Origin of the sequence: Pseudomonas putida, from assembly GCF_022627325.1 — a bacterium.
Classification (GTDB): Bacteria; Pseudomonadota; Gammaproteobacteria; order Pseudomonadales; family Pseudomonadaceae; genus Aquipseudomonas; species Aquipseudomonas putida_X.
The window spans coordinates 229885-246792 of record NZ_JAETZZ010000003.1 but is presented as its reverse complement, the minus strand read 5'-3'; the positions used below and the strand labels follow the sequence as shown (position 1 = coordinate 246792).

The 16908-nt window shown below is 63.5% G+C and carries 21 protein-coding genes and 1 pseudogene; 13 read left to right on the top strand and 9 right to left on the bottom strand.

The genetic code is table 11. The features are described 5' to 3' along the window. Window positions 1-100: 100 nt before the first annotated feature. Complete coding sequence (locus JNA92_RS06895; protein ID WP_241803999.1) at window positions 101-910, top strand: helix-turn-helix domain-containing protein; 810 nt, start codon at window positions 101-103, stop codon at window positions 908-910. Between the two features lie 238 nt (window positions 911-1148). Here the strand turns inward: JNA92_RS06895 and JNA92_RS06890 are convergent. Further along, window positions 1149-1340, bottom strand: a pseudogene (locus JNA92_RS06890) (hypothetical protein); the annotation flags it as partial. A 313-nt stretch (window positions 1341-1653) separates the two neighbouring features. Between JNA92_RS06890 and JNA92_RS06885 the strand changes: the two are divergent. Together JNA92_RS06885 and JNA92_RS06880 are read left to right on the top strand one after the other, a co-directional pair. Beyond that, complete coding sequence (locus JNA92_RS06885) at window positions 1654-2538, top strand: sugar nucleotide-binding protein (protein ID WP_241803998.1); 885 nt, start codon at window positions 1654-1656, stop codon at window positions 2536-2538. After that, entirely contained in the window at window positions 2531-3463 is a 933-nt protein-coding gene (locus tag JNA92_RS06880) for an NAD-dependent epimerase/dehydratase family protein (RefSeq protein ID WP_241803997.1), read from the top strand. The genes JNA92_RS06885 and JNA92_RS06880 overlap by 8 nt, the downstream gene beginning before the upstream one ends. 113 nt (window positions 3464-3576) lie before the next feature. Here JNA92_RS06880 and JNA92_RS06875 read toward each other — a convergent pair whose 3' ends face one another. The 5 genes from JNA92_RS06875 to JNA92_RS06855 form a co-directional block, all read right to left on the bottom strand. Next, on the bottom strand, window positions 3577-4260 hold the full coding sequence (locus JNA92_RS06875; RefSeq protein ID WP_241803996.1) for an OmpW/AlkL family protein: 684 nt from the start codon (window positions 4258-4260) through the stop codon (window positions 3577-3579). Window positions 4261-4369: 109 nt separating this feature from the next. Further along, the gene (locus JNA92_RS06870) at window positions 4370-4885 is read right to left on the bottom strand and encodes a DUF3299 domain-containing protein (RefSeq protein ID WP_241803995.1); all 516 of its coding nucleotides are present in this window, start codon (window positions 4883-4885) and stop codon (window positions 4370-4372) included. Window positions 4886-4894: 9 nt separating this feature from the next. Further along, entirely contained in the window at window positions 4895-6160 is a 1266-nt protein-coding gene (locus tag JNA92_RS06865; protein WP_241803994.1) for an ABC transporter permease, read from the bottom strand. Next, window positions 6160-6870: an ABC transporter ATP-binding protein gene (locus JNA92_RS06860; RefSeq protein WP_241803993.1), complete on the bottom strand. Its 711-nt coding sequence runs from the start codon at window positions 6868-6870 to the stop codon at window positions 6160-6162. Before JNA92_RS06860 ends, JNA92_RS06865 begins: the two co-directional genes overlap by 1 nt. Continuing rightward, window positions 6871-7455: a DUF2796 domain-containing protein gene (locus JNA92_RS06855; protein WP_241803992.1), complete on the bottom strand. Its 585-nt coding sequence runs from the start codon at window positions 7453-7455 to the stop codon at window positions 6871-6873. A gap of 132 nt (window positions 7456-7587) precedes the next feature. Between JNA92_RS06855 and JNA92_RS06850 the strand changes: the two genes are divergently transcribed. Continuing rightward, on the top strand, window positions 7588-7932 hold the full coding sequence (locus tag JNA92_RS06850) for a hypothetical protein (RefSeq protein WP_241803991.1): 345 nt from the start codon (window positions 7588-7590) through the stop codon (window positions 7930-7932). Between the two features lie 57 nt (window positions 7933-7989). Here the strand turns inward: JNA92_RS06850 and trxA are convergent, their stop codons facing one another. From trxA to JNA92_RS06835, 3 genes are read right to left on the bottom strand one after another with little or no spacing between them, the layout of a single operon-like run. After that, window positions 7990-8862 (bottom strand): thioredoxin, encoded by an 873-nt coding sequence (gene trxA, locus JNA92_RS06845; RefSeq protein WP_241803990.1) that lies wholly within the window; start codon window positions 8860-8862, stop codon window positions 7990-7992. A 31-nt stretch (window positions 8863-8893) separates the two neighbouring features. Next, window positions 8894-9553 (bottom strand): class I SAM-dependent methyltransferase, encoded by a 660-nt coding sequence (locus tag JNA92_RS06840; protein WP_241803989.1) that lies wholly within the window; start codon window positions 9551-9553, stop codon window positions 8894-8896. After that, window positions 9554-10006, bottom strand: a complete 453-nt coding sequence (locus tag JNA92_RS06835) for a YbaY family lipoprotein (RefSeq protein ID WP_241803988.1) — start codon at window positions 10004-10006, stop codon at window positions 9554-9556. Between the two features lie 106 nt (window positions 10007-10112). Between JNA92_RS06835 and nrdR the strand changes: the two genes are divergently transcribed. From nrdR to JNA92_RS06790, 9 genes are all read left to right on the top strand, one after another. After that, the gene (gene nrdR, locus JNA92_RS06830; protein ID WP_008092351.1) at window positions 10113-10577 is read left to right on the top strand and encodes a transcriptional regulator NrdR; all 465 of its coding nucleotides are present in this window, start codon (window positions 10113-10115) and stop codon (window positions 10575-10577) included. 2 nt (window positions 10578-10579) lie between these two features. Further along, window positions 10580-11710, top strand: a complete 1131-nt coding sequence (ribD, locus tag JNA92_RS06825; protein ID WP_241803987.1) for a bifunctional diaminohydroxyphosphoribosylaminopyrimidine deaminase/5-amino-6-(5-phosphoribosylamino)uracil reductase RibD — start codon at window positions 10580-10582, stop codon at window positions 11708-11710. 42 nt (window positions 11711-11752) lie between these two features. Continuing rightward, window positions 11753-12418, top strand: coding sequence for a riboflavin synthase (locus JNA92_RS06820; RefSeq protein ID WP_241803986.1), 666 nt, complete (start codon window positions 11753-11755; stop codon window positions 12416-12418). Window positions 12419-12436: 18 nt separating this feature from the next. Then, a complete protein-coding gene (gene ribBA / locus JNA92_RS06815) occupies window positions 12437-13528 on the top strand; it encodes a bifunctional 3,4-dihydroxy-2-butanone-4-phosphate synthase/GTP cyclohydrolase II (RefSeq protein ID WP_241803985.1) in 1092 nt (363 codons plus the stop codon). A 91-nt stretch (window positions 13529-13619) separates the two neighbouring features. Continuing rightward, window positions 13620-14096 carry a 6,7-dimethyl-8-ribityllumazine synthase gene (gene ribH / locus JNA92_RS06810; protein WP_008092356.1) on the top strand — a complete coding sequence of 159 codons (477 nt, stop codon included), beginning with the start codon at window positions 13620-13622 and terminating at the stop codon, window positions 14094-14096. After that, window positions 14093-14593, top strand: a complete 501-nt coding sequence (nusB, locus tag JNA92_RS06805) for a transcription antitermination factor NusB (RefSeq protein ID WP_012312511.1) — start codon at window positions 14093-14095, stop codon at window positions 14591-14593. Before ribH ends, nusB begins: the two co-directional genes overlap by 4 nt. Before the next feature lie 18 nt (window positions 14594-14611). Beyond that, a complete protein-coding gene (gene thiL / locus JNA92_RS06800; RefSeq protein WP_241803984.1) occupies window positions 14612-15571 on the top strand; it encodes a thiamine-phosphate kinase in 960 nt (319 codons plus the stop codon). Next, window positions 15568-16071, top strand: a complete 504-nt coding sequence (locus tag JNA92_RS06795) for a phosphatidylglycerophosphatase A family protein (RefSeq protein WP_241803983.1) — start codon at window positions 15568-15570, stop codon at window positions 16069-16071. The genes thiL and JNA92_RS06795 overlap by 4 nt, the downstream gene beginning before the upstream one ends. A gap of 16 nt (window positions 16072-16087) precedes the next feature. After that, complete coding sequence (locus tag JNA92_RS06790; RefSeq protein ID WP_241803982.1) at window positions 16088-16831, top strand: substrate-binding periplasmic protein; 744 nt, start codon at window positions 16088-16090, stop codon at window positions 16829-16831. The last annotated feature ends 77 nt before the right edge of the window (window positions 16832-16908 follow it).

Below are 16908 nucleotides of genomic sequence, written 5' to 3'. Positions count from 1 at the left end.
GGTTGGCCATGACAAGAGTGGTTACAATTTCGCTGGTTGCTCTGAGTTGATGCGACTTGATGCTACACTTGCGCCATTCGCGTCACCCTGGATGCCTAAAATGAGCGATCATTTCGCTAGCAATCTCAAATTGGCCTGCAGCCACTACCGCTCTATCTCCGAAGTTTGCCGCCAGCTGTCGATCAACCGCGCGCAGTTCAACAAGTACCTGAGCGGGCAGAGCCGTCCGACAGCGTTCAACCTCAAACGCATCGGTGATTTCTTCGGTGTCGAGGATTACGAGCTGAATTTGCCACCCGAACAGTTCGCCCGCTTGATCGGGGCCCGGGTATCGGCTTTGGCCGACCAGCCCAGCGACCCGATCAGCGAGCTGTTCCGCCCGCTGCACGAGCACGCCGGCAACCTGTCGCGCTATTGCGGCTACTACTTCGAGTACTCCAACTGCATGTCGGTACCCGGCACGATCCTGGTGTCGCTGGTGCACCTGCGCGAGGAGCGCGGCCGCTTCCTGTTCGAACGCCAGGAGCGCCAGGAGCGCTCGAGCGCTACTGACCTGCATGCCGAGGTGCGTTGCCGCTACCTGGGCGCGGCGTTTCAGCTGCAGGACCGGATGTTTCTCATCGACTACGAGTCGCTGACCCTGAACGAGATGAGCCAGACCATCCTCATCCCCAGCTTCAAAAGCCGCATCACCCGCTTGAACGGCCTGAAGACCGGCGTCTCCAGCGGCGACCGGCGCAACCCGGCCTGCACCCGCGTGGTGTGGGAGTACCTGGGTGAGGAGATCAATCGCATCAATGCCTACCGGCAGGTGAAGCTGTATCGACCGGATGATCCGCGCATCGATGACGATGTGCGTGAGCGGTTGAGTGTGGGCCCGCTCAGTAACGGGTTGTTCGAAATCGAATAGATGAGCGCTTGTACAGGTATTGCCGCCGGTGACCTCTGAGAAGTAAATAGCCAGTTGGTGGGCCAACTTTGCCGGGGCCGCACCGGTTGGGAAGGGGCCGGACTCCCGGCTCATTGCCTGTTCAATGAAGGCTCAAAGTTGTCGCAACCACTCCCCAACCGGATGCGCCTCGCTGAGTAGCCGCTTCAATGACACCAGGCAGCAAAAAGTGATCAGCAGCGATAAGAGTAATGAAACTTCAATCTCCATTTATATTTCCCCCGCCTTGGCCGCGTACGAGCAGTGGATCTTGTTGTAAAGTCACTGGCCTTGCATCCGGTGAATACCCGAATAGTCGAACCAGCAATCTTCGGTTGTCCTTGATAATGTCGGGAGCATGAAGTGCCTGGCTATTGTTGATCAATATTGCGGAGTCAGGGCTTGGTAAGAAGTCGGTGCTGGCTGGCGGTTTGTTGAATGTGAGATTGAGGATCTGAGATCTGGACTTTGAGTTTAACCCTGTCATTGTTATTTCTTTGTATGTAGGGGAAGGTGGAACTTGTTTTTAGGGTGCTGACTATCTAACTCGATATTTTTTACCGCGGATGTAGGGCCGCGCTCTTGCGATTCGTGGGGAATGTCCGTTGCTATGGTAGGAATCGTCTTACGCAGGCAGTGCTGTCAACCTCAGGGTTGGACTTCCCCGCCTGGAAACCGCAAAATGACCCCTTTCCCTCATCAACCTGTTCGGATCTGCTGACTCTATGCGTATGCGCCTGATGCTGTTGGGTGGTGGCAATGCCCTTGGGCAAGCGCTGATTCGTCTCGGGGCCGAGGAGGACATCGCATTTCTGGCGCCGCGCCCGCCGGAAGACGGCTGGACGCCGGCCAGCCTGACCCAGCTGCTCGACGATCATCGCCCTGACGCCTTGGTCAACCTGGCTTACTACTTCGACTGGTTCCAGGCCGAGTCGGTCAGCGAACAGCGCCTGGCTCAGCAGGAGCGGTCGGTGGAGCGGCTGGCGGAGCTGTGCCAGCACCACCAGATCACCCTGGTGCAGCCTTCCAGCTACCGGGTGTTCGATGGCTCGCGTGCCACGGCGTATAGCGAAAAGGATGAGCCGGTGCCGTTGGGCCTGCGTGGTCAGGCGTTGTGGCGCATCGAGCAGAGCGTGCGTGCGGCGTGCCCGCAGCATGTGCTGCTGCGCTTTGGCTGGCTGCTGGACGAGAGCATCGACGGTGCCTTGGGCCGCTTCCTTACCCGCGCCGAGCAGCCACAGGAACTGCTGCTGGCCGATGACCGTCGCGGTAACCCGACGCCGGTCGACGATGCCGCACGGGTGATCCTGTCGGTGCTCAAGCAGCTCGATTGCACCGCGCCGCTGTGGGGCACATACCACTACGCCGGTAACGAGGCGACCACGCCGCTGGCGCTGGGCCAGGCGATCCTGGCCGAGGCCGGGCAGCACCGCCAGCTGGCCGTGCAGGCGCCGACCGCGCAGGCCCATGCCGCCCGCCCGGATGCCAGTGAAGAACCACAGAACGCAGTGCTGGCCTGCAAGAAAATCCTTCATACCTTCGGCATCAAGCCGCGTGCCTGGCGCGCCGGCCTGCCGCCTTTACTGGACCGATTCTACCGCCATGGCTGACGCCCCCATCCTGATCACCGGCGGTGCCGGCTTCATTGGCTCCCACCTGTGCGATGCGTTGCTGGCTAAAGGCTACGCGGTGCGTGTGCTCGACGACCTGTCCACTGGCAAGCGCGACAACCTGCAACTGGGCAACCCGCGCCTCGAGCTGGTCGAAGGCGATGTTGCCGATGCCGCACTGGTTCAGCGCGCCGCGACCGGTTGCAGCGCAGTGGTCCACTTGGCTGCTGTGGCTTCGGTGCAGGCCTCGGTCGAAGACCCGGTAAAGACCCACCAGAGCAATTTCATCGGCACCCTGAATATCTGTGAGGCCATGCGCCTGCAGGGTGTGCGCCGGGTGCTGTTCGCCTCCAGCGCGGCCGTGTATGGCAACAACGGCGAAGGCCAGTCGATTGCCGAGGAGACGCCCAAGGCGCCGCTGACCCCCTATGCGGTGGACAAGCTGGCCAGTGAGCAGTACCTGGACTTCTACCGTCGCCAGCATGGGCTGGAGCCGGTGGTGTTCCGCTTCTTCAATATCTTCGGGCCGCGCCAGGACCCATCCTCGCCGTACTCCGGGGTGATCAGCATCTTCAGCGAGCGAGCGACCCAGGGGCTGCCGATCACCGTGTTTGGCGACGGCGAGCAGACCCGCGATTTCCTTTATGTCGGCGATCTGGTGCAGGTGATGGTGCAAGCGCTGGAAATGGCGCAGGTGGAAGAGGGCGCGGTGAACATCGGCCTGAACCAGGCAACCTCGCTCAACCAGTTGCTCAAGGCACTGGAAACGGTGGTGGGCAGCCTGCCGGCGATCAGCTATGGCCCCGCGCGCTCGGGTGATATCCGCCATTCGCGCGCGGATAACCAGCGCTTGCTGGCCCGGTTCGACTTCCCGCAGCCGACCTCGATGGAAGAAGGCCTGGCTCGTTTGCTCGGCAAGGCCTGACTCAGGGGGCTTTGAGGCCCATCGCCGGCTAGCCGGCTTCCACAGGGCTGCGTAGCAGCCCTGATAACGCTAACTGACTGCCATCAAGCCTTGGCCGGCTTGCACCGCAGTGGTCAGAACTTGTAGCCAAGGCCGACCATGTAGACCCATGGGTCGACTTCCACGTTGACCTTGGTCTTGCTGTAGCCCAGCGCGCTCGGGCCGTCGACGCTGGCCTTGGTGTCGATATCGACGTACCACACCGAGGCGTTGACCAGCAGGTTGTCCGTGAGCATGTAGTCCATGCCCAGTTGGCCGGCGATACCGACCGAGTCCTGCAGCTCGAGGTTGCTGAAGCCTTGTTGCTTGCGCTCGCTGCTCAAGTCTTCGTCGAAGAACAGGGTGTAGTTGATACCGATGCCAGCGTAGGGCTGGAAGCGCGAGTTGGGCGCCATCGGGTAGTACTGCAGCGACAGGGTCGGTGGCAGCTGCTTGATGTCGGCCAGCTTGCCGTCCAGGCCGCCGCCCAGGCCTTTGACACCAACGGTGTGCTGGAACGGCGTGGCGGCCAGCAGTTCGAGGCCGATGTGGTCGGTGAGCATGTAGGCGAAGGTCAGGCCCAGCTGGGTGTCGCTGTCCAGTGTCGCCTTGGTGCCCGACACCTTGTTGCCGTCGAACTTCAGGTCGCCGCTGCTTTCGTTCGGGGCGGTGGTGATCGCGCCTGCACGAAGGATCATGTCTCCCGCCTGGTAGGCGTGGGCGGCAGGGGCGGCGAGCGCAAGGGCCACAAGTGAGGCGCCGAGCAAGGACTTGTTCATGGAAGCTCCGAAAGGACGTGAGTAATCGAGTTGTCCAATGGTACGGAGCCGTCTAAACGTAATGTTTGACCCAGCTCAAAGAACTGCATTCATGAATTAGAAACAGTTCTCACTTCAGCTCATAAGCGTATATTTTCTCGGCGTCCATCTGGTAACCGGCGTCGGCCAGCTCGCTGCTGGAGGCTTTGACATGCAGCTTTCCTTCAATCCAGTAAGGCTGGTACAGGTCTTCGACGCGTACCCCCATTTCGCTGAAAATATGCACGATCTGGTTGGAGGGTGGTGGCGGAACATGGATGCAGGCGCCGTAGTAGGGCACCAACAGAAACTCGGTAGTGCGACCTTCTTCGCTGACCTCCAGCGGCACGATATAGCCGGGAAGTTTGATGTGCTGGCCGTCCAGTTCCGGCACCACCGGCGCATCGGGCGCTTGCTGGCGCGCCGCTGGGGCTGATTCCGCGGACAGGGCATTGCTCAGCTGCGACATGTCGTGCAGTGGGGCCAGCTGCGGCGGGATGATCGGCGCGCCTTCGGGGATCAGTGCAGGCCAGTCGAGTTCGCGGGGCTCGGCCGCCCAGGTGGGGGCGGCGAGCATCAGTAGGGATAACAACAGCGCGCGAAGCATGGCGTTTTCTCAGAGGTGAATCGACAGGCCATCGGCCAGCGACTGCCGATAGGCGCGCCAGGCCGGCACGCTGCCCATCAGCAGCGCTGCGCCGAGGATGATAGCAAGCAGCGTCCACTCGTGCGTGCTGGGCCAGGCCAGCGGCAGGTACAGGCCGTAATTGGCCTGAACGTAGCCTTGGGCCAGCGCGATGCCGGCATACAGCAGGCCGAGCCCGGCAACGATACCCGCACTGGCCAGCGCCAGCGCTTCAAGCACCAGCAACCCGGCAATGTGCCAAGGCCGGGCGCCCACCGAACGCAGAATCGCCATCTCCCGGCGACGTTCGTTGAGGCTGGTGAGAATCGCCGTGAGCATGCCGATCAAACCGGTCAGTACGACAAACAGCGAGACCACGAACAAGGCTTGTTCGGCCGTGCCCATCAGGCTCCACAGCTCCTGCAGCGCTACCCCGGGCAAGATCGCCAGCAGCGGCTCGCTGCGGTATTCATTGATCTCGCGCTGCAGGCTGAAGGTGGCGATCTTGCTGTTCAGGCCGAGCATGAACGCGGTGATGGCGGCCGGCTGCAAGTCCATGGTTCGGGCCTGCTCGGCGCTGATGCGCCCGGCGCCACGTGCAGGCACGCCGTTATGCCAGTCGATATGGATCGCTTCCATCCCCGCCAGGCTGATGTGCAGTGTGCGGTCGACCGGCGTGCCGGTGCGTTTCAGCACGCCGACCACGGTGAACGGCTTGTCGTCATGCTTGACCAGGCTTATCGCCGCCACGCCGTGAGCCAGCACCAGCTTGTCGCCAAGCCTGTAGTGCAGGGCCTCGGCCACCTCGGCGCCCAGCACCACCTCGAACGGATCACTGGCAAACTCACGCCCCTGGCTCAGCTCCAGATGCTGCCGGCGACCATACTGGTAATGGCTGAAGTACTCACCGGTGGTGCCCATCACCCGATACCCGCGGTGCGAGTCGCCCAGTGAAATAGGGATCGCCCACTTCACCCGTGGATCCTGGGCGTAATGCTGGTAACTGTCCCAACGGATATTGTTGGTGGCATTGCCAATGCGGAATACGGAATACAGCAGCAGGTTTACCGAGCCTGAGCGGGCGCCAACGATCAGGTCGGTGCCGCTGATGGTGCTGGCGAAACTGGCACGGGCTTCGGTGCGCACGCGCTCGACCGCCAGCAGCAGGCACACCGACAAGGCGATGGCGAAGGCGGTGAGGAACGCGGTGAAACGGCGATTGGCCAGGCTGGCCAGGGCAAGGCGAAGCAGGTACATCAGGCCTCCCGGGGCTTGGCTGCGCGGTTCAGCTCGGCCAGTGACAGATGACGGTCGAACAGCGGTGCAAGGCTCTGGTCATGGCTGACGAACAGCAGGCTGGCGCCGGCAGCACGGCATTCATCGAACAGCAGGCGGATGAACGCTTCCCGGGTGTCGGCATCCAGTGCCGAGGTGGGTTCGTCGGCAATGACCAGCTCGGGTTGGCCGATCAATGCACGGGCCGCGGCAACTCGTTGTTGCTGGCCAATCGATAGGCTGTCGGCGCGGCGGGCAAGCAGTGCGGGCTCGTCCAGGCCCAGGTGGGCCAGCAGTGCGCTGGCCGCCTGGTGGACACTGCCATGACGCTGCTCGGCCCGAGCCTTGCGGCTGCTGGAGAAGCGACATGGCAGTTCGACGTTTTCCCGTACCGAAAGAAACGGCAGCAGGTTGAACTGCTGGAAGATATAACCGGTGTGATCGACCCGAAAGCGGTCGCGAGCGCTCTGGCCCAAGCCGCCGAGATCCTGGCCGAGCAACTGGATGCGGCCCTGGGCAGGCACGTTCACCCCGCCCAACAGCCCCAGTAGCGTGGTCTTGCCACTGCCGCTGGGGCCCTTGAGGAACAGGGCTTCGCCTGCTTCCAGGCGAAACGCGGGGATATCCAGCAATGGCGGCTGCCCCGGCCAGGCAAACACCAGGTCTTGCAGCGCGATCAGCGGCAGGCTCATTCAGAACCGAACCACGGCATTGGCAGGCGAGGTTTCCAGGCCTTTCTGGCCGTTCGGGCCGATCAACTGCACATTGATTTTTTGCGTAGCAGGGAAGGCCTTGAACAGCGGTGCGAGGTCGAGCTCAGCGATTTTCTCCGGGGCGGAGCATTTGAGCTGATAGTGCGCTTCGATATCGCTGTGCTGGTGGCCATGCTCATGCTCATGGTCATCACCGTCGTCATCTTTTGCCGCATCACCGAACAGTGGGCTCTCCAGTTCCTGAGCCTCTTCCGTGCAGCCAGCAGCCGCTGGCAGACCAAACAGCTTCAGGGGTTGCTCGAGCTGTTGGCGCACGGCGGCGACCTTGGCTTTGTCGGCGTCGCTGCTGGCACTGTGTTCAAAGCCCACGAGGTTCATTGCCGGGCTGTCGAGCTCCAGCTCGAGGGTGTTGCCGTCGAGTACCACGTTGAGCTTGGCCACCCCGTGCTCATGCGCGCCGAGCGTGCCGTGGGCGTGATCATGGTCGTGGTCGTGTTCGTCGTGGGCATGAGCCACGGCCAGGGGCAGCAGGGCGAAGGGCAGGGCGAGCAGCAGGCGACGCATGGACGACTCCAGAAGCGGGCTGGGAATGAATTGGTGATGTTATAACAGCTTCTATCTGTGCCGCCAGCCTGCGTTCTGCAGGTTTCATGTTGTTGTAGCATGGGGGCATTGGAGCGCTTGAAGGAATGCATCGTGAGAATTCGGGGACAGATTGGGGACTGGCCGGTGGACCTGACCATCGAACTGGAGCCCGCGGAGTGGGCGCAGCTGGGGCGGCAGCTTGAGGTGCCTGTGGCGGCCGAGGTCGCACCGCAGGCCATGGCGGCAGCGCCGCGCCAGGATGACGGGCAGTGGACGGCCGCGCGCGAGGTGCTTCGTAAGGCGGGGCAGATGAACGGGCCTGAATTGCTGGACCGCTTGGAAGGGCTGGCGGGCAGTACGGCGGCGGGTAAGCGGCTGTTGGTGCGGTTGCGACACAGCCGTGAGGTGAAGGTGGAAAGTGGCGCGGATGCGCCGGTGTATCACTGGATCGGTTGAGGCGATTGCCCTGTGCGGCCGCGCAAGCGAGGGCATAGCCCTCGCCTGTTGTGCGAATCAGAACATGGCCGAAGACAGCCTGCGGCGGTAAACCGCGACCAACGGATGGTCGCCACCGAGCAAGTCGAACACCTGCAGCATCGCCTTCTGCGGCAAGCCGTTTTCATAGGCGCGGTTACGCTGGAACAGTTTCAGCAGGCCATCCAGCGCCGCTTCATACTGCTGGCGTGCCAACTGCTGGATGCACAGTTGGTAGGCCGCCTCATCATCCTGTGGGTTCTGCGCCAGGCGGCTTTTCAGGTCGGCGACTTCCGGCAGGCTGGCGGCCTGGCGCAGGAAGGTCAGCTGCGCTTTGGCCCCGGCCAGGGCAGCCTTGTGCTCATCGGTCTTGACCGCGTCCAGCACGACCTGCGCTTCGCCCAGCTCGCCGCGCTCGGCCAGGCAGCGGGCATACAGGATCAGCGCCTCGGCATTGCTGTTGTCTTCCCCCAGCAGGGCCTGCAGCAGTGCCTCAGCTTCGGCGAAACGGCTCTCGGCGAACAAGGCTTTGGCCTGTTCCAAGGGGGATGCTGCCGGCGCGGCAGGCATCTGCACATGCGGCTCAAGCATGGCGCGGATCGCCGACTCCGGCTGCGCGCCGGCAAAGCCGTCGACTGGCTGGCCATCCTTGAACAGCACCACCGTGGGCAGGCTGCGAATGCCGAACTGGGCAACGACTTGCTGCTCAACGTCGCAGTTGATCTTGGCCAGCAGCAGCTCGCCCTGATAACCCTCGGCGATCTTCGCCAGCAGTGGCATCAGCGCCTTGCAGGGCGCGCACCACTCTGCCCAGAAGTCCACGAGGACCGGCTTGTGAAAGGAGTTCTCGATCACCAGTTGCTGAAAGTTGGCGTCGGTGGCATCGAAGATAAACGGTGTTTCCTGGCTCATCGTGACTCTCGCAAATCCGTGAATGGCACCACTATAAAGGCTCGCGGCTGGCGTGGTACAGGCTGACCCGGCGGAATTCGTGCGGCTCGGCCAGGTCCGGGAGGGTCAGTGCCTCAAGCACGCCCAGCTGCTGGTAAAGCGGGTGGCTGAAGTCGCGTACTCGGGAATCGGCCACCAGGGCCTGACGGCCACGGCCGAGGAAGGCATCCAGCAACGGCAGATTGGCACGGTCGTAAAGCACATCCGCAACCAGAATCAGGTCGAAACGGTCGTCTTTGGCGAAGAAGTCGTTGCTGTAGCTGAGCTCGACCCCGTTCAGCTCGGCATTGGCGCGGCTGGCATCGAGTGCCAGTGGGTCGAGATCGCAGGCCACCACTTCCGATGCGCCGGCGCGCGCCGCAGCAATGCCGGCGATACCGGAACCGGCGCCGAAGTCCAGCACGCGCTTGCCGGCCACCCACTGCGGGTGCGCTGCCAGGTAACGGGCCATGGCCAGGCCGCTGGCCCAGCAAAAGCTCCAGTACGGTGGGTCTTCGAGAATGCGCCGGGTTTCTTCGCTGCTGAAGGCGCGGTCCATGTTCTGATCGTCGATCAACCAGAGTTTGAGCGCGCACCCGGGCAGTTCAGTGACGACCAGCCGCGCTTCGCCGATCAGGCCGCTGAGGGCCTGTTGCAGGGCAAGCGGCGCCACCTAAGGCGCCTTTTTGAAGCGCAGCGGGCCAGTGGCCTGAGTCTGGGCCTGGATGATGCGCACGGGCGGCAGGTGCATGATCAGTTGGCCCGATTGGCTGGCGCGCCCACGCAGCTCGACCCGACCGCCGGCCGGGAAGACCTCGGGGTTGAAGCGCAGGCGGTAGGGCAGCGCCTGGCCGGTGCCGGTCAGGGTACTGCTGGCCAGAAGCTGTTGCGGGCGGTCGCGCTCGTCGATGACCAGCAAGGCCAGTTCCACGTCGGCACCACGGGGGATTTCCAGCAAGGTACCGCTCAGTTCGCGTTGATAGGCGGGCAGCGGGCCCAGCGGTTCGGCCTTTTTCGCCACCTTGGCGGGCGCAGGTGCCGGGGCTGGCTCGGTCTTCGGCCGGTCGCTGCCACAGGCGGCGAGCAGGGCGGCGCAGCCCAGCACGACGAGCGCTCGATAATGCATGGGGTAATCCTTCAGGGGCAGATTTACCTTGGATGTTAACCCCTTTGGCTTGTCTTGCCAGTGGGATGCGCTACCATGGCCCTCCCTTTTTTTGTTGCCTGCCACCATGCACTGTCCCTTTTGCGGTGCCAACGACACCAAGGTCATCGACTCGCGCCTGGTCGCCGAGGGCGAACAAGTGCGCCGCCGTCGCGAATGCGTGGCCTGCGGCGAGCGTTTCACCACCTTCGAAACCGCCGAGTTGGTATTGCCCCGGCTGATCAAGCAGGACGGCACGCGCCAGCCTTTCGACGAAGAAAAGCTGCGTGCCGGCATGCAGCGTGCGTTGGAGAAGCGCCCGGTCAGCGTCGAACGCCTCGAGGCGGCCCTGGCGCATATCAAGAGCCGCCTGCGCGCTACGGGTGAGCGCGAAGTCAAGTCGCTGGTGGTGGGTGAGCTGGTGATGGCCGAATTGCGCAAGCTCGATGAAGTGGCCTACATCCGCTTCGCTTCGGTGTACCGGCGCTTCCAGGACCTCGATGAGTTCCGTGAAGAAATCGACCGCCTGGCCCGCGAGCCGGCTAAAGAGTGAGCATGCCGAGCCAGACCGCGATCCTCGACGCCCATTACATGGCCCGTGCCCTGGAGCTTGCCCGCAAGGGCATCTACACCACGCACCCCAACCCGCGTGTGGGTTGTGTGATCGTCCGTGACGGTGAAGTGGTGGGTGAGGGGTGGCATGTGCGTGCCGGTGAACCCCATGCCGAAGTGCATGCCCTGCGCCAGGCCGGTGAGCGTGCCCGCGGTGCCTGTGCATACGTGACGCTGGAGCCGTGCAGCCACCATGGCCGCACCCCACCGTGTGCCGAGGCGCTGGTACAGGCAGGCGTGGCGCGGGTGGTGGCAGCCATGCAGGACCCCAACCCGCAAGTCGCTGGGCAGGGCCTGCGCCGCCTGGCTGACGCAGGCATCGAAGTCGCCAGCGGCGTGCTCGAAGCCCAGGCCCGTGCCCTGAACCCCGGTTTCCTCAAGCGCATGGAGCACGGTTTGCCGTTCGTGCGGGCCAAGCTGGCCATGAGCCTGGATGGCCGCACCGCCATGGCCAGCGGCGAAAGCCAATGGATCACCGGGCCTGCCGCCCGCTCTGCGGTGCAGCGCCTGCGCGCCCGTGCCAGTGTGGTGCTGACCAGCGCCGCCAGCGTGCTGGCCGACAACGCACGGATGACCGTGCGCGCTGCCGAGCTGGGCCTGGACCCCGACACCACCGCGCTGGCGCTCAGCCGCCCCCCCTTGCGCGTACTGATCGATGGCCGCCTGCGCCTGCCACTGGACGCGCCGTTCTTCCAGGCCGGCCCGGCGCTGGTGGTAACCGCCCTGGGCGACGACCCGCGCTACACCCAGGCTGGCCATGAGCTGCTCAGCCTGCCGGGCAGCAATGGCCAGGTCGACCTGCTCGCCTTGATGCAAACGCTGGCTGCGCGGGGCGTCAACGACATCCTGCTGGAAGCTGGCCCTGGCCTGGTCGGCGCTTTTGCCCAACGTGGCCTGATCGACGAGTACCAGCTGTTCGTCGCCGGCACTTTCCTTGGCTCCCAGGCCCGCCCGTTGCTGGACTGGCCCCTGTCGAAGATGAGCGAAGCGCCACGGCTGAAAATCACCGAAATGCGTGCAGTGGGCGATGACTGGCGGGTCACGGCCATCCCTCTGCCGGCGCCCGGCGTATAATGCCGGGCTTGCCCCGCGCAACCCGTTTTTGAGGAAGACCCCATGTTCACCGGCATCATCGAATCCATCGGCACCATCCGCAGCCTGACCCCAAAGGGCGGTGACGTGCGCGTCTACGTCGAGACCGGCAAGCTCGACCTGGGTGACGTCAAGCTCGGCGACAGCATCGCCGTCAACGGTGTGTGCCTGACCGCCGTTGAGCTGCCAGGTGATGGTTTCTGGGCCGACGTCAGCGTCGAGACCCTCAAGCGCACCGCTTTCATCGACCTCAAGGGTGGCAGCAAGGTCAACCTGGAGAAGGCCCTGACCCCGACCACCCGCCTGGGCGGCCACCTGGTCAGCGGCCACGTCGACGGTGTCGGTGAAATCATCTCGCGCAGCGATAGCGCTCGCGCCATCCAGTTCCGCGTGCGTGCACCCAAGGAACTGGCCAAGTACATCGCCCACAAGGGTTCGATCACCGTCGACGGCACCAGCCTGACGGTCAACGAGGTCAATGGCGCCGAGTTCGAGCTGACCATCGTCCCGCACACCCTGTCCGAAACCATCATGGCCGACTACCGCGCAGGGCGTCGGGTAAACCTTGAGGTCGATTTGCTGGCCCGTTACCTGGAGCGCTTGCTGCTGGGCGACAAGGCTGCCGAACCGAGCAAGGGCAGTGGCATTACCGAAAGCTTCCTGGCCGCCAACGGCTTCTTGAAATCCTGATTGAGAAGGGGGTGCCGCGTGGCGCTCAACAGCATCGAAGAACTGGTCGAAGACATCCGCCAGGGCAAAATGGTCATCCTCATGGATGACGAAGACCGTGAAAACGAAGGCGACATCATCATGGCGGCCGAGTGCTGCCTGCCTGAGCACATCAACTTCATGGCCAAGCACGCCCGTGGCCTGATCTGCATGCCGATGACCCGCGAACGTTGCGAAACGCTCAAGCTGCCGCTGATGGCGCCGCGCAACGGTTCAGGCTTCGGTACCAAGTTCACCGTTTCGATCGAAGCGGCCGAAGGCGTTACCACCGGCATCTCGGCGGCCGACCGCGCGCGCACCGTGCAGGCCGCAGCCGCCAAGGATGCCAAGGCCGAAGACATCGTCAGCCCGGGCCACATTTTCCCGCTGATGGCGCAGCCTGGCGGTACCCTGGCACGCGCCGGTCACACCGAGGCCGCCTGCGACCTGGCGCGCATGGCCGGCTTCGAGCCCAGTGGCGTGATCTGTGAAGTAATGAACGATGACGGCACCATGTCGCGTCGCGCCGAACTCGAAGTGTTCGCCGCCGAGCATGGCCTGAAGATCGGCACCATCGCTGACCTGATCCACTACCGCATGATCCACGAGCGCACCGTGCAGCGCGTTTCCGAGCAGCTGATCGAAAGTGAGCTGGGTGAGTTCAACCTGGTCACCTACCGCGACGCAGTGGAAGGCGATGTGCACATGGCCCTGACCCTGGGCAAGGTCTGCGCCGAAGAACCGACCCTGGTGCGTGTGCACAACATGGACCCGCTGCGCGACCTGCTGCTGGTCAAGCAGCCTGGCCGCTGGAGCCTTCGCGCCGCCATGGCCGCAGTTGCCGAGGCCGGTAGCGGCGTGGTGCTGTTGCTGGGCCACCCCCTGGATGGCGACGTGCTGCTGGCGCATATCCGCGAAAGCGCAGGCGATGCACCGACCAAGGCACCGACCACCTACAGCACCGTGGGTGCCGGTTCGCAGATCCTGCGTGACCTTGGCGTGCGCAAGATGCGCCTGATGAGTTCGCCGATGAAATTCAATGCGATATCCGGATTCGATCTGGAAGTTGTAGAATACGTGCCCTCCGAGTGACTTGAGGCGGCGCCTGCGCCCTCACGCTCGAGTCCAAACCCTCCCGAGGCCGCCAGTGCGCGGCCTCGCTCTTGAAGATGAGAACATCGGAATGACCCTGAAGACCATCGAAGGTACCTTCATTGCCCCCAAAGGTCGCTATGCTTTGGTGGTTGGCCGCTTCAACAGCTTCGTCGTAGAAAGCCTGGTAAGCGGTGCCGTTGATGCCCTGGTACGCCACGGTGTCAGCGAAAGCGACATCACCATCATTCGTGCCCCTGGCGCGTTCGAAATCCCGCTGGTTGCCCAGAAGGTCGCCCAGCAAGGTGAATACGACGCGATCATCGCCCTGGGTGCAGTGATCCGTGGCGGTACCCCGCACTTCGAATACGTGGCGGGCGAATGCACCAAGGGCCTGGCCCAGGTGTCCATGGAGTTCGGTGTGCCGGTGGCCTTCGGTGTCCTGACCGTCGACTCCATCGAGCAAGCCATCGAGCGTTCCGGCACCAAGGCCGGTAACAAAGGTGCTGAAGCTGCCCTGTCCGCTCTGGAAATGGTCAGCCTGCTGGCGCAGTTGGAGGCCAAGTGATTAGCGACGAAAGCGATCGTTTCAACCCGCGCGATCCCAAACCTGCGGATGCCGGCAAGCCATCGAAGAGCGCCAAGCGCCGCGAAGCCCGCAAGCTCGCGACCCAGGCCCTGTACCAATGGCACATGGCTCAGCATTCGCTGAACGAGATCGAAGCGCAGTTCCGGGTCGATAACGATTTTACCGATGTCGATGGCGCCTATTTCCGCGAGATCCTGCATGGGGTCCCGGCAATCAAGAGCGAAATCGACAGCGCGCTGAAACCGTGCATGGACATCGCCCTGGAAGAGCTCGACCCGGTCGAACTGGCCGTATTGCGCCTGTCCACCTGGGAGTTCATCAAGCGCGTCGATGTACCGTATCGCGTGGTGATCAACGAAGGCGTAGAGCTGGCCAAGGTCTTCGGCGCCACTGACGGTCACAAGTTCGTCAACGGCGTGCTGGACAAGCTGGCACCTTCGCTGCGCGAAGCAGAAGTCAAGGCGAACAAGCGCTGATCCTGGCGCTGTCGAGCCATGGGTGAGTTCGAGCTGATCAACCATTACTTCGCCGCCGCGCCCTGTGCGCAGGGCGGTGAGGGCGTGGCACTGGGTATTGGCGACGACTGCGCCTTGCTCGAGCTTGCCCCGGGCGAGCAGTTGGCGGTGTCTACCGACACCCTGGTTGCCGGGGTGCACTTCCCGACGGTCTGTGACCCGCGTCTGCTCGGGCAGCGCTCACTGGCCGTGGCGGCCAGCGACCTTGCAGCCATGGGCGCCAATGCCATCGGCTTCACCCTTGCCCTCACCCTGCCCGACGTTGGCCCCGACTGGCTTGCCGCCTTTGCCGACGGGCTCAGCCGCATGGCCCAGCGTTGCCGCATGAGCCTGATCGGTGGCGACACCACGCGCGGCCCTTTGAGCATCACCGTCACGGTTTTCGGCAGCGTCCCGGCTGGGCAGGCCCTGTGCCGCAGCGGTGCCCGGCCGGGTGACCTGCTATGTGTGGGTGGCGTGTTGGGCAAGGCAGCCGGTGCGCTACCGTTGGTGCTGGGCGAGCGAGAGGCACCTGCCGAGCAGAGCGAGCCCCTGCTGGCCCACTACTGGTCGCCGCTGCCTCAATTGGGGCTGGGCCGTCGCTTGCGCGGGCGAGCGACGGCGGCGCTGGATATTTCCGACGGCCTGCTCGCCGATTGTGGGCATATCGCCAAGGCCTCCGGCGTCGCCCTTGAGGTGAACCTGGCGCAGGTGCCAGTGTCTCCTGCACTAGAGGCCTTTCTCGGGCACGATGCGGCGGTGCACGCGGCGCTCACCGGTGGCGACGACTACGTATTGGCGTTCACCCTGCCGCCTGAGGCGCTTTCATCCCTGGCGGACGCCGGCATACATGTCATCGGCCGGGTGCTACAAGGGCAGGGTGTGACCCTGCGTGACCGCCAAGGCCAGGACATCACCCCCGTACAGCGGGGCTATCAACACTTTAGGGAGACACCGTGACCGACCACCCCAACCAGGTGCCTGCGGAGTTCGTTCCGCCCTCGGTCTGGCGCAACCCATGGCACTTCATCGCGTTCGGCTTCGGTTCGGGCACGCTGCCCAAGGCGCCCGGTACCTGGGGCTCGATGGTGGCCATTCCGTTCATCCCTCTGTGGCAGATGCTGCCCGATTGGGGGTACTGGCTGCTGCTGGGCATCACCATGCTGTTCGGTTTCTGGCTGTGCGGTAAAGTCGCCAATGACTTGCGCGTGCACGACCATGAAGGCATTGTCTGGGATGAAATGGTCGGCATGTGGATCACCCTCTGGCTGGTGCCGGAAGGGTGGCAGTGGATTCTGGCGGGGTTCCTGATGTTCCGCTTCTTCGACATCCTCAAGCCATGGCCGATTCGCTGGATCGACCGCCATGTGCACGGCGGTGTCGGCATCATGCTCGATGATGTCCTGGCTGGGGCGTTCGCCTGGTTGGGTATGCAGGTTCTGGTGTGGGCGGTTGGCTGAGACAGGGAGCGCTTTGATGGCCATTCGGACTGTGCTGCTGGCAATACTGCTCTGCTGTGCCCATGGGGCGCTGGCAGCCGAAGGCGTACCGAAACAGGTCCATCTGGTCAGTGAAGAGTGGCTGGATTACACCAATGCCGATGGTACCGGCGTGGCCTGGGATGTCTTGCGCAAGGTGTTCGAGCCTGCCGGCGTCAAGGTCGTGGCAAAAAGTGCCCCTTACAGCCGTGCCGTCGGGCTGGTCAAACGCGGCGAGGCCGATGCCTGGGTCGGTTCCTACAAGGATGAGAACGAGGACAACCTCTACCCGCGCTGGCACTTCGACATGGACCACATCTATGCGCTGGGGCTTGCCAGCAAGCCGGTGCCGACCTTGGACACCGTGGGTCAGTATCGCCTGGCCTGGGTGCGTGGCTACGACTACGGCAGCTACCTGCCGAACGTGAAGGCGGCGCGTGAGATCCAGCGGCGCGAAGGCATCCTGCCAATGCTTGAACATGATCGCGTGGACTTCTACATCGATGCGCTGACCGAGGTCGACTACGTTCTTGGCCAAACCTCCCAGCCAGAGCGGTTTCGTCGCACCCATATCGCCGAACTGCCGTTGTACCTGGCCTTTGCCCGCAACGAACACGGCAAGGCCCTGAGTGAGCTGTTCGACCGACGCATGGCTGAACTGGTACGCAGCGGCGAGTTGAAGCCTATCTTCCAGCACTGGAAACAGCCGTATCCCTTTACTGCCGACAGCAAGCCCCAATAGCACCCAAGGCTGTCGCAGGCTAACCGAATATCGAACTTTTCGATCTTAACCCACGGTATTCAGCCAGCGCACAGGCG

Excerpts from the sequence above, each read along its gene's own strand:
- JNA92_RS06895 (WP_241803999.1), top strand. The coding sequence starts at position 101 with ATGAGCGATCATTTCGCTAGCAATCTCAAATTGGCCTGCAGCCACTAC.
- JNA92_RS06885 (WP_241803998.1), top strand. The coding sequence starts at position 1,654 with ATGCGTATGCGCCTGATGCTGTTGGGTGGTGGCAATGCCCTTGGGCAA.
- JNA92_RS06880 (WP_241803997.1), top strand. The coding sequence starts at position 2,531 with ATGGCTGACGCCCCCATCCTGATCACCGGCGGTGCCGGCTTCATTGGC.
- JNA92_RS06875 (WP_241803996.1), bottom strand. The coding sequence starts at position 4,260 with ATGAACAAGTCCTTGCTCGGCGCCTCACTTGTGGCCCTTGCGCTCGCC.
- JNA92_RS06870 (WP_241803995.1), bottom strand. The coding sequence starts at position 4,885 with ATGCTTCGCGCGCTGTTGTTATCCCTACTGATGCTCGCCGCCCCCACC.
- JNA92_RS06865 (WP_241803994.1), bottom strand. The coding sequence starts at position 6,160 with ATGTACCTGCTTCGCCTTGCCCTGGCCAGCCTGGCCAATCGCCGTTTC.
- JNA92_RS06860 (WP_241803993.1), bottom strand. The coding sequence starts at position 6,870 with ATGAGCCTGCCGCTGATCGCGCTGCAAGACCTGGTGTTTGCCTGGCCG.
- JNA92_RS06855 (WP_241803992.1), bottom strand. The coding sequence starts at position 7,455 with ATGCGTCGCCTGCTGCTCGCCCTGCCCTTCGCCCTGCTGCCCCTGGCC.
- trxA (WP_241803990.1), bottom strand. The coding sequence starts at position 8,862 with ATGAGCCAGGAAACACCGTTTATCTTCGATGCCACCGACGCCAACTTT.
- JNA92_RS06835 (WP_241803988.1), bottom strand. The coding sequence starts at position 10,006 with ATGCATTATCGAGCGCTCGTCGTGCTGGGCTGCGCCGCCCTGCTCGCC.
- nrdR (WP_008092351.1), top strand. The coding sequence starts at position 10,113 with ATGCACTGTCCCTTTTGCGGTGCCAACGACACCAAGGTCATCGACTCG.
- ribD (WP_241803987.1), top strand. The coding sequence starts at position 10,580 with ATGCCGAGCCAGACCGCGATCCTCGACGCCCATTACATGGCCCGTGCC.
- JNA92_RS06820 (WP_241803986.1), top strand. The coding sequence starts at position 11,753 with ATGTTCACCGGCATCATCGAATCCATCGGCACCATCCGCAGCCTGACC.
- ribH (WP_008092356.1), top strand. The coding sequence starts at position 13,620 with ATGACCCTGAAGACCATCGAAGGTACCTTCATTGCCCCCAAAGGTCGC.
- thiL (WP_241803984.1), top strand. The coding sequence starts at position 14,612 with ATGGGTGAGTTCGAGCTGATCAACCATTACTTCGCCGCCGCGCCCTGT.
- JNA92_RS06790 (WP_241803982.1), top strand. The coding sequence starts at position 16,088 with ATGGCCATTCGGACTGTGCTGCTGGCAATACTGCTCTGCTGTGCCCAT.